The sequence below is a fragment of the Pseudomonas sp. UMAB-08 genome, assembly GCF_900095225.1.
GTDB lineage: Bacteria > Pseudomonadota > Gammaproteobacteria > Pseudomonadales > Pseudomonadaceae > Aquipseudomonas.
Genome location: NZ_LT607416.1, coordinates 46270 through 57969, shown reverse-complemented (window position 1 = coordinate 57969; position 11700 = coordinate 46270). Strand labels below are relative to the sequence as shown.

8 protein-coding genes are annotated in these 11700 nt (G+C 57.7%); 7 read left to right on the top strand and 1 reads right to left on the bottom strand.

Annotation, left to right across the window (positions count from 1 at the left end):
• Positions 1 to 247 precede the first annotated feature (247 nt).
• Positions 248 to 1372, bottom strand: coding sequence for a polysaccharide deacetylase family protein (locus K0F75_RS05825; protein WP_219060914.1), 1125 nt, complete (start codon positions 1370 to 1372; stop codon positions 248 to 250).
• 94 nt (positions 1373 to 1466) lie between these two features.
• Between K0F75_RS05825 and yaaA the strand changes: the two genes are divergently transcribed.
• The 7 genes from yaaA (at position 1467) to algG (ending at position 11697) form a co-directional block, all read left to right on the top strand.
• Positions 1467 to 2246, top strand: a complete 780-nt coding sequence (gene yaaA, locus K0F75_RS05820) for a peroxide stress protein YaaA (RefSeq protein WP_219060913.1) — start codon at positions 1467 to 1469, stop codon at positions 2244 to 2246.
• 801 nt (positions 2247 to 3047) lie between these two features.
• Entirely contained in the window at positions 3048 to 4364 is a 1317-nt protein-coding gene (locus K0F75_RS05815) for a nucleotide sugar dehydrogenase (RefSeq protein ID WP_219060912.1), read from the top strand.
• 157 nt (positions 4365 to 4521) lie between these two features.
• Positions 4522 to 6003 (top strand): mannuronan synthase, encoded by a 1482-nt coding sequence (alg8, locus tag K0F75_RS05810; RefSeq protein ID WP_374028606.1) that lies wholly within the window; start codon positions 4522 to 4524, stop codon positions 6001 to 6003.
• Positions 6004 to 6046: 43 nt separating this feature from the next.
• Positions 6047 to 7216: an alginate biosynthesis protein Alg44 gene (locus tag K0F75_RS05805; RefSeq protein WP_219060911.1), complete on the top strand. Its 1170-nt coding sequence runs from the start codon at positions 6047 to 6049 to the stop codon at positions 7214 to 7216.
• A gap of 2 nt (positions 7217 to 7218) precedes the next feature.
• Positions 7219 to 8631, top strand: a complete 1413-nt coding sequence (gene algK, locus K0F75_RS05800; RefSeq protein ID WP_219060910.1) for an alginate biosynthesis TPR repeat lipoprotein AlgK — start codon at positions 7219 to 7221, stop codon at positions 8629 to 8631.
• Entirely contained in the window at positions 8628 to 10106 is a 1479-nt protein-coding gene (locus K0F75_RS05795) for an alginate export family protein (RefSeq protein WP_219060909.1), read from the top strand. Before algK ends, K0F75_RS05795 begins: the two co-directional genes overlap by 4 nt.
• Positions 10107 to 10131: 25 nt before the next feature.
• Positions 10132 to 11697 (top strand): mannuronan 5-epimerase AlgG, encoded by a 1566-nt coding sequence (algG, locus tag K0F75_RS05790; protein ID WP_219060908.1) that lies wholly within the window; start codon positions 10132 to 10134, stop codon positions 11695 to 11697.
• Positions 11698 to 11700: the final 3 nt, after the last annotated feature.

The window sequence follows — 11700 nt, the reverse complement described above, 5'->3', positions numbered from 1 at the left end:
AAGATGGGTCTGGGATGACGCCACCTGTGTTGCAGGTTTCGGCGGTCTGTAGTGGTAATACCGCAAAACTCATGACAGAAAAAAGCACTTTGACGTTTTTTTGAAGTTTATTTTTCAGCATGACGAATAGCGCTTGGCGAGACCGCAAAGCACCGTTAAAGTCAGAAGTCCGCCTGACCCGAATTGTCGAAAAAATCCACCTCTTCCCGCCCTTAAAATGCCTGCATGCCCTTGCCCCACGGGCCTTTCAGGGATAGTCGTGACAATCCTGCCATTGAAGTCCACTTTGTGCCGTGTTGGCGATCAGCCAGGGCAAGGCTGTCTCGACTTTATTGTGGATGTCATGAAATACAATGACCCCGCGTCGCCACAGCAGCATCAGGGTCAAGACCCGCTCGCTGGCCTGTTGGGCGGAAATATTTCGGTTCCAGTCCTGAGAATCGATATTCCACAACGAAACCTTCAGACCCTGGGCGCGGAAATATTCGGCGCTGTCGGCCCGACGGTGGCCATATGGGGGACGGAACAGCGGCAGGTAGTTGTCGGGCAGCACCTGCTGCAACAGCACGGCACTGCGCTGAACCGAGCTCTGCCAGTCGAGCCACTGGCTGTGTGAACGGTATTCCCAGCCCTGCAAGCCCACGCATTGCTGCTTATAAAGCCCCTGCACTTCGGGCACGGCGCTTTTTTCCAGGCGCATTTGCATGTTTTTGCCCAGTACGAAGAAAGCAGCGTTGAGCTTTTGCTGGCGCAGGTACTCAGTCAACCAATCCGTGGTGCCACCGACCACTGTCGGGCCACTGTCGAAGGTGAGCAGGAATGCGCGGTCGTTGAGTTCATCGCCCGTGAGTTCGTCTGAGTTGTAACGTTCGATTTCGCTGCTGACCAGCGGGAACAAGGCCGCCATGCGCAGCAGCTCGTTCAGGTAGCGCTCGTGAAACGCCCGGCTCGGTGCCGCCCAGGCCGCATAGAACGAATCGTCGGCGACCTGAAAATTTTCGGCCCGCTCGCGCAGCATCTCCATGTCCTCGACCAGCACGCAGAAAGAGGCGTCCTGCTCGCAGCTCTGTTGCGCAAACTGGTAATTTTCCAACAAGCGCGCCCACAGACGCTGGCGGATCAAATTCAGCGAAACCATGTTGATTTTCTTCAGCCCCAGACGCGCTTTAAGGCCCGTTTCATCCTGGCTTTCGCTGGCCAGCAAGGCATGGGCAAAGGCCAGTATCTCGGCGCGCGAGGCGACATCGAACAAGACCGGCGTGGTCAAATGCTCAGGCCATACGCTGCGATCCAGCATGGCGGGCACAGCAGGCCCGGCGGCCTGAGCGTTGAAGCAGAACAGGCAGACCGAGATGAATAAAACAATGCGCACAATCAAATCCCCAGAAAATCCCCGCGGCGCACTATAGCTGGAGTCCACACCGCCCACCCCCTAGAATCGCGCCACGATTAAAGGAGACGATTTTATGCTGATGGTGATTTCCCCAGCCAAAACCCTCGATTTCGAAACCCCGCCGACGACCGCACGCTTCACGCTGCCGCAGTACCTGGATCACTCTCAGGAACTGATGGTTCAGTTGCGTGAATTGACCCCCGTGCAGATCGGCGAACTGATGCACCTGTCGGACAAGCTCTCGGGGCTCAATGCAGCACGTTTCGGTAGCTGGACACCGGCTTTCACCCCGGCGAACGCCAAGCAGGCGCTGCTGGCGTTCAAGGGTGATGTCTACACCGGGTTACAAGCCGAAAATTTCACCGACGCCGACTTCACCTATGCCCAGGACCATCTGCGCATGCTCTCCGGCCTTTATGGCCTGTTGCGCCCGCTGGACCTGATGCAGCCTTACCGACTGGAGATGGGCACCAAACTGAGCAACGACCGCGGCAAAGACCTCTATGCGTTCTGGGGCACGCACATCAGTGAGTGGCTGAACCAGGCGCTGGCCGACCAAGGCGATGACGTGTTGCTGAACCTGGCCTCCAATGAGTACTTTTCGGCAGTGAAGCGCTCTACCCTCAATGCGCGGATCATCAATACCGAGTTCCGCGACTGGAAGAACGGTCAGTACAAAATCATCAGTTTCTACGCGAAAAAAGCCCGGGGAATGATGAGCCGCTTTGTGATCAAAGAACGCATAAACAATCCCGACGCACTAAAACAGTTCGACGAGCACGGCTATTGTTACAGCCCGGCGCATTCGAAAGCGGACACCCTGGTTTTTCTCCGGGAGACAGCCGACCAATAAATGCAGTGTGAGGTGCACGGCTCATTCGAAAGCGTGCACGTTGTCACTTTCCACACCCGATTGATACGCACTTTTAGATGGTTTATTGACGCCAACAAAACGTCTTGTAAATTTGAAATCTGAAATTCTCAAAAAAATTACAGCTTTTTTTCACTCCGCGACGCCCCCCCTTTCAGGTAGTGGCCTATAACTATCTCCTGCCCGCAACTCCCTATTCATTAAGGCCTCGTCCGTAAGTGCCACTAATATGCAAGTACGGTTTCTGAAAATTTTAAATGGCTTAGTTTCGAAAAGAAGATCGGCGGCCCGGAACTAATATCAAAATTAGAGGCTCTTACCCATCGTAACAATTCTCGCCAACATTGTAAGCGATGACTTACACGGTGACGAGAAGGTCCGGGAAGTTACCCTCTATGAAGTTCGACCGCAGGGTCGATGAGTTAGCCCAGGAGATCACGCAATACCCTGTGTCTGAATAAGATCAGGTAAAGCACCATCCTAGTGCTTGTGGCAATTGTCAGGTAACGCACATCAAGGCCCTGAACCAAGGCCTGTGCGCTCCGCGCTTGCCGGCAACGCGTCCTAGCGTGCTTCGCCAAGCCCCATGGGCCAGAGCCTGACAATAGGCCAAGTGCAGCCCTTATCAGCGTCATTGAGTGCGCCCCTTATTAGGCCCTCACAACTTAACTATGCCTACGCCCGGTATGTGACGTCTAACCGTCGCACTGCTGGGCGGATGATTATTGCTGGTCAACCTCAATATCCAGCCAACTTATGGCGTGAATAAACAAGGAGAATACGATGCGTATCAGCATCTTTGGTTTGGGCTATGTCGGTGCAGTATGTGCCGGTTGCCTGTCTGCACGTGGTCATGATGTAGTAGGTGTAGACATCTCGAGCGCCAAGATTGACCTGATCAACAATGGCAAATCGCCTATCGTTGAACCGGGCCTGGAAGAGCTTCTGGCGCAAGGCATCAAAACCGGGAAACTGCGTGGCACCACGGACTTCTCTGCCGCTATTCGCGACACTGATTTGTCGATGATTTGCGTGGGCACGCCCAGCAAAAAGAACGGCGATCTGGAACTCGATTACATCGAATCAGTCTGCCGGGAAATTGGCTTTGTCCTGCGTGACAAGACCACCCGTCATACCATCGTCGTGCGCAGTACCGTGTTGCCGGGCACTGTCGCCAACGTCGTGATTCCGATCCTCGAAGACTGCTCCGGCAAGAAAGCCGGTGTTGACTTCGGTGTCGCGGTCAACCCTGAGTTCCTGCGTGAAAGCACCGCGATCAAGGATTACGATCTGCCACCGATGACCGTGATCGGCGAGTTCGACAAAGCCTCCGGTGACGTGTTGCAAGCGCTGTACGAAGAGCTCGACGCACCGATCATCCGCAAGGACATCGCTGTCGCCGAGATGATCAAGTACACCTGCAACGTCTGGCATGCAACCAAGGTCACCTTCGCCAACGAGATCGGCAACATCGCTAAAGCGGTGGGCGTCGATGGTCGTGAAGTGATGGACGTGGTCTGCCAGGACAAAACACTCAACCTGTCCCAGTACTACATGCGTCCAGGCTTCGCTTTCGGCGGCTCTTGCCTGCCCAAAGATGTTCGCGCCCTGACCTACCGTGCCGGCTCGCTGGACGTTGATGCGCCGCTGCTCAACTCGCTGATGCGCAGCAACGTTTCGCAAGTGCAAAACGCGTTCGACATCATCACCAGCCATGACAAACGCAAAGTCGCCCTGCTCGGCCTCAGCTTCAAGGCTGGCACCGATGACCTGCGCGAAAGCCCGCTGGTGGACCTGGCAGAAATGCTGATCGGCAAAGGCTACGACCTGAGCATCTACGACACCAACGTCGAATATGCCCGCATGCACGGCGCGAACAAGGAATACATCGAGTCGAAGATCCCTCACGTCTCGTCCTTGCTCAACTCGGACTTTGAAGCAGTGATCAACAACTCCGACGTGATCATTCTCGGCAACCGTGACGAGAAGTTCCGCGCCTTGGCAGACAAAGCCCCGGCCGGCAAACAGGTTATCGACCTGGTTGGTTTCATGTCCAACGCCACAAGCACAAGTGGCCGGACCGAAGGTATCTGCTGGTAATCCAGCTGCCCTGACAGCGTCAGTCAAGGTCTGTGGGAGCGAATCCGCTCCCACACGTACCCATCACCTTAACTGACGGGCATCAGCTACACATGCCTGCCTTAACCCATTCGGGCCAACCCAAAAGGTTCGCCCGATATCGAGACGGATGCAGATTATGCACAGGCTAAAGCACGGCCTACTTCAGGCCGCAGGTTGGCTGTTTTATCTCAGTATATTAATGGGCCTCGCTCTGGCGCTGCCTACCAGTATCTTCGACTCTCAGTCGAAGAACTTTCTGTTCCTGATTGGCGCTGTCGGCATCTGGCGCTACTCCATGGGCGCCACGCACTTTCTGCGCGGCATGCTGTTTCTGTACGTGGTCTATCCGCACCTGCGCCGCAAAGTGCGCAAGCTCGGCAGCGCGGCAGATCCATCCCATGTGTTTCTGATGGTCACCAGTTTTCGAATCGATGCCCTGACCACCGCCCAGGTGTACAGCTCGGTGATTCGCGAAGCCATTGAATGCGGCTACCCGACAACGATTGTCTGCTCCCTGGTAGAGATGTCCGACGAGCTGCTGGTCAAGAGCATGTGGGCCAGACTCAATCCACCTGAGCGGGTCAAGCTGGACTTCGTGCGCATCGCAGGTACCGGTAAACGTGACGGCCTGGCCTTTGGCTTCCGCGCCATTTCCCGACACATGCCCGATGCCCGCGCCGTGGTTGCGGTGATTGATGGCGACACCGTGCTCAGCCCGGGTGTCGTGCGCAAGACCGTGCCTTGGTTCCAGTTGTTCGGCAACGTTGGCGGCTTGACCACCAATGAGTTCTGCGAAGTCCGTGGCGGCTACATCATGAGCGAGTGGCACAAGCTGCGCTTCGCCCAGCGTCACCTCAACATGTGTTCCATGGCCCTGTCCAAGCGCGTGCTGACCATGACCGGCCGGATGTCGGTGTTCCGCGCCGAAGTGGTTACCGACCCGGAATTCATCGCCGACGTCGAAAGCGACTCCCTGCACCATTGGCGCCTGGGCACCTTCAAGTTCCTGACCGGCGATGACAAGTCCAGCTGGTTCAGCCTGATGCGCTTGGGTTACGACACGTTCTACGTACCGGACGCCTCGATCAACACCGTTGAACATCCGCCGGAAAAGAGCTTCATCAAGGCCAGCCGCAAACTGATGTTCCGCTGGTACGGCAACAACCTGCGGCAGAACTCCCGCGCGTTGGGTCTGGGTGTAAGGCGCCTGGGGTTGTTCACCAGCGTGGTGCTGTTCGATCAACGCGTGTCGATGTGGACCTCGATTCTGGGGCTGACTGTCGCCCTGATCGCCAGCTTCAAATACGGCATGACGTTCATCCTGATGTACCTGCTGTGGATCGGTATCACCCGCCTCATCCTGACGCTGTTGCTGTCCTGCACCGGACACACCATCGGCCCCGCTTACCCCGTGATTCTCTATTACAACCAGATCGTCGGTGCGCTGGTGAAAATCTACGTTTTCTTCCGCCTCGATCAACAGTCCTGGACTCGCCAGGACACCAAACTCACTCGCGACCTGGCCAGCTTCCAACGTTGGTTCAACACCTGGTCGTCTCGGACCATGACCTTCTCCGCAGGCAGCGTGTTTGTCGCCGTGCTGCTGACGATGGTCTGACCACCGGGCCAATGGATCAATTGATTAAGTAGGAATTACCGCCATGAATACCGCCGTGAATGTGAATGTAGTGCATGAATCTGAAGCTCAGCGCCAGCACGCTCGGGTCAAAATACCGGCCAAACTGCGCTTCTTCGGCAGCGACGGTACCGCCCATATCGCCCAGGTCGAAGACCTGTCTGCCGGCGGCCTGTGCTTCAACGCCGGTCGCCAGCCCCTGAAAATCGGCGAAGTACAGAAAGGCCGTCTGCAGTTCGTCATCGATAACCTTGGCCTGGCCATGGACGTTGAACTGCAGGTTCGCTCCTTTGATGCTCGTACCGGCCGTGCCGGCTGCCAGTTCCAGAACCTGGAACAGCAAGACATCGCCACCCTGCGCCACCTGATCACCTCGCACTTGAGCGGTGACATCGTGACCATGGGCGAAGTACTCGCCACCTTGCAGCGCGACAATTTCACCAAGGCACGCAAGGTCAAGGACGGCGGCAGCGGCATGACGTTCTTCGGCCGCCTGCGCGCCGTGACCTTCAGCCTGGGGATCTTCATCGTCGGCCTGGTCGCGTTCGGCTTTATCTTCAAATCGGTTTATGGCCTGTACTTCGTCAGTCATGCAACAGCCGGCGTGGTCAGCGTGCCGAGCATGGACGTGACCATGCCTCGCGAAGGGACCGTGCAAAGCCTGGCCGGTACTGATGGCGTGGTCGCCAAAGGTGCGCCACTGGCCTCGTTCAGCACCAGCATGCTGGAAATGCTCAAAGACCACCTGGATGACGCGCAACTGCAACCGGCCAAGGTCGAAGACCTGTTCGCCCGGCAATTGAGCGGCACCCTGACCAGCCCGTGTGACTGCATCATCGCCAAACAACTGGTCGCTGATGGTCAGTTCGCCGGTAAAGGCGCAGTGATCTTCCAACTGGTCCCACGCAACACCGAAGCCACCGTTGAAGCCCGCTTCAGCTATCGCCAGTTCGCCGACGTACGCCCTGGCACCCCAGTGAACTTCCAGGTTGCGGGCGAAGATACGATCCGCCGCGGCAAGATCGTCAGCAGCGTCAACAACAGCAACACCGAACTGTCTACCGACATTCGCGTGCAGATCAAGCCTGACGAGTCCCTGAGCAGCAGCCTGTCCGGTCGTCCGGTGGAAGTCACCAGCGACCGTGGTCCTTCATTGAACTGGCTGATCGACAAAGCCATGGCCGCGGGTCTCTAAATATGGCTAGCCCACTACGAAAGCTGTCGACCCCTACCCTGCTGGGCCTCGCCGTGGCGATCGGCCTTAGCGGTTGCGCTGGCCTGCCCGATCAGCGCTTGGCCAACGAAGCCCTCAAACGCGGCGACACCGCGATGGCACAGCAGAACTATCGGCAACTGGCGGACCTGGGTTATAGCGATGCACAGGTCGGCCTGGCGGATATTCAGGTCGAAACCCGTGACCCCGCCCAGCTCAAACAAGCTGAAGCCACTTACCGCGCCGCAGCCGACACGTCGCCCCGGGCTCAGGCCCGGTTGGGTCGCTTGCTGGTTGCACGGCCAGACGCCACGGAAGCCGAACACCATGAAGCCGAGGTCCTGCTGAAAAAGGCCTTTGCCAATGGCGAAGGCGGCACATTGATTCCGTTGGCGATGCTGTACCTGCAATACCCGCAGACCTTCCCGAAGGTCAACGCGCAACGGCAGATCGAGCAATGGCGAGCGGCCGGCTACCCGGAAGCGGGCCTGGCCCAGGTGCTGCTCTATCGCACGCAGAACACCTACGATCAGCATCTGGATGAAATCGAAAGCATCTGCAAGAAAGCCCTGCTCGTCACCGACATCTGCTACGTCGAACTGGCCACCGTTTACCAGAAACGCGCGCAAGTGGATCAACAGGCTGCTCTGATTGCCCAACTGCAAAGCGCTTACGCGCTCGGCAAGGTTTCAGCACAACGGGTTGACGGTGTCGCGCGTGTATTGAGCGACTCTGAGCTCGGCAAGCCTGATGAAAAAACAGCTCAGCAACTGCTGGAAAAAGTCGCACCGGGCTATCCGGTTTCCTGGGTCACCCTGGCGAAGTTGCTCTATGACTTCCCGGAACTGGGCGACGTGAACAAGATGATGGAGTACCTGAACAATGGTCGCGCAGCGGATCAACCGCGTGCCGAACTGCTGTTGGGCAAGCTCTATTACGAAGGCAAATGGGTCCTGCCCGATGCCAAGCAGGCCGAAGCTCATCTGCAGAAAGCCGCTGGCAGCGAAATTGCCGCGCACTACTACCTGGGTCAGATCTACCGCCGGGGCTACCTCGGCCAGGTCTACCCGCAAAAGGCCGTCGAGCAACTGTTGATAGCCGCTCGCGGCGGTCAGAACAGCGCCGACTACGCCCTCGCGCAGTTGTTCTCCCAAGGTAAGGGCACCTTGCCTAACCCGGTCAACGCCTACGTGTTCAGCCAACTGGCGCTGAAGCAGGACGCTCCGACCCCGGAAGCGACCGAACTTGCGCAACAAATCAATGACCAACTGCTGCCTGCACAGCGCGTCGAAGCCCAACGTCTGTTGCAACAAGAGCAACAGGTACGTGGCACGTCCGCCCAGAACAATCTGGCCCTGCATGCTCTGCAACAAGAAGACGCCGAGGAAGCTCTATGAAGTTGAATCACTGGATGACAGCTGGCCTGGGCCTGAGCTTTTCCCTGCTCTCGGCCACCCCGGCGTTGGCAGCAGCACTGACCGAGACCAAGAACTTCGGTCTGGAAGTTAAAGTCACCGGCCAATCCGAAGACGACCGCGACCTGGGCACTCGCTCAGGTGGCGATGTCAACGGGGTCGGCCTGGACTTGCGTCCATGGGCCTACGGCGAGCGCGGTAACTGGAGCGCCTACGCCATGGGCCAGGCAGTCACTTCGACGGACATTATCGAAACCGACACCCTGCAACAGTCAGATACCGGCAACGGTTCCAGCGCCAGCGATGATCGAAAACCCGACAAAAGCTACCTGGCCTTGCGTGAGTTCTGGATCGGCTACAAAGGTCTGACCCCTTACCCTGGCGAGGAGCTGCGCTTGGGCCGTCAGCGCCTGCGCAACGACGATGGCATGTGGCGCGACGCCAATATCGAAGCCCTGAACTGGACCTTCGACACCACGTTGCTCCGGGCCAACCTTGGCGCAGCGGAACGCTTCAGCGAATACCGCACCGACCTCTCCGAACTGTCGCCTAAAGACAAAGATCGCCTGCACCTGTTTGGCGATATTTCGGCGCAGTGGAGACCCGGCCAGTGGGCTGGCGTGCGCGCTCATCACACTCACGATGACGGCAAGCTCAAGACCGGCCTCGATCAAGTCGACTCCCTGGATAAAACCCAAAATGGCGACCTGACCTGGCTGGGTGTCGAAGCCAACAGCGATGCCTATAACTACCGCAATACCAACACCATCAATTACTGGGCCAGCCTGACCGGGATGAGCGGCGACCGCGACTCGATCCACCCTTCGACCGTGAACGGTGTCAGTACTGCAGGCGAAAAAACCAGCGGCAACGTCGACGGCTGGGCCACTGACATGGGGATCCGTCTGCGTCTGGACCCTAACTGGCAAGTCGGTGCGGCCTATGCCCGCGCCAGCGGCGACTACGAACAGAACGGCCTGGAAAGCAACCGTTCGAACTACACCGGCACCCGCTCGCGCGTCCACCGTTTCGGCGAGGCCTTCCGCGGCAGCATGAACAACGTACAAACCGGCACCCTGTTCGGTTCCTGGATGTTGCGCGACGACTACGACGCCAGCCTGGTCTACCACAAGTTCTGGCGCGTCGACGGCAACAAAGCCGTGGGCACCACCGGTATCAATGCCGTGGAGAACTCCTACAACGCTGACGGCGCGGTTGAGTCCAGCACGTCTCTGCCCTTGATGGACGGTAAAAAAGACCTCGGTCAAGAAATGGACCTGGTCGTCACCAAGTACTTCAAACAGGGCCTGCTGCCCGCGGCACTGAGCCAGTCCATCGACGAACCGTCGGCACTGGTGCGGTTCCGTGGCGGTGTGTTCAAACCTGGCGATGCTTACGGTAAAGAAGTGGATTCGTATATGCACCGCGCCTTTATCGACGTCATCTGGCGCTTCTGATGCAAGCCGCCAAGGGAGCGATACGATGAACAGTCTACCCATGAGAGGCTCCGTCAGCCTGCTGGCCAGCGCCTTGATGCTGGCCAGCGCCGCAGCGTTTGCCGCGGTCGACCCTGCTGCTCCGGCCAAAGGCCTGCAGCAGGCCAAGACCTACACCGTGACCAGCCCGCCCACCGCGCCGCTGGAACTGGCCAAGCCTAAACTGCCCGACATCTCCGGCTATACCGCCGAAGCCGTCGCCAAGAAAATCGTGCGCAGCAAACCGGGCAAGATCAAAGTCCGGCGCATGATGCAGGAAGACGCCCTGAAAGATTTTATCGGTGGCGATAACAAGATGACCGAATGGGTGGCACGCCAGCACGGCATCCCCCAGGCGATCTTTATCGAAGACGGTTACGTGAACTTGCGTGACCTGAGCAAAAGCCTGCCCAAGCAGTACTTCAGCGAAACCTCGCCCGGTGTATTCCTGGCCAGATTGCCGATTGTCGTTGGACGCAAGGGCATTCTTGAAATCGATAACAAGACTCAAGAGCTGCGCTTGTCGCAGGAAGCCGGTTCGTTCTTGATCAACGATGGTCAGCTGTTTGTCCGGGACACCAAAATCACCGGATGGCGCGAAGCCGACAACGGCCCGGCGACCTTTCGCAAGCCGAATGAGTTTCGTCCGTTCCTGCTGTCCTGGGGCGGCACCGAGACCTATATCGTCAACAGCAAAATCGCCAGCTTCGGTTATGCCAACAGCAAATCCTATGGCGTGAGTATTTCCCAGTACACGCCGAACATGGCCAAGGTCCTGAAACGCCCGGAACCGACCGGCTGGATCATCGGTTCCGAGTTCTCGGACATGTGGTACGGCTTCTACTGCTATGAAGCGCGTGACGTGGTGGTCAAGGGCAATACCTACCGTGACAACATCGTCTACGGGATTGACCCGCATGACCGCTCACACGGTCTGATCATCGCCGATAACACGGTCTACGGGACCAAGAAAAAACACGGGATCATTATTTCCCGCGAGGTCAACGACAGCTTTATCTTCGGCAACCGCAGCTACGACAACAACCTGTCAGGCGTGGTGATCGACCGTAACAGCGTGAACAACCTGATCGCTTACAACGAGATTTTTCAGAACCATTCCGACGGCATCACGATGTACGAGAGTGGCGACAACCTGATCTGGGGCAACCGTGTGATCAACAACCGTCGCCACGGTATTCGTGTCCGTAACAGCGTGAATATCCGGTTGTACGAAAACATCGCCATGGCCAATGGCCTGATGGGCGTCTACGGGCACATCAAGGATTTGAGCGACACCGACCGTGACATCGCCCTTGACCCCTTCGACACCAAGGTCTCGCTGATCGTTGTCGGTGGCGAACTCGCCGCCAACGGTTCCGGCCCACTGTCCATCGACTCGCCATTGAGTGTCGAGCTGTATCGGGTGTCGATGCTCGCACCGACCAAATCCAACGGGATCAGCTTCAACGGGATTCTCGGTGAACGTCAGGACGAAATTCTCGACCTGCTGGTGCGCCAGAAGAAAGCCGTGTTGATCGACCCGGTCGAACGCCAGACCGATCTCCGGGACTGAGGA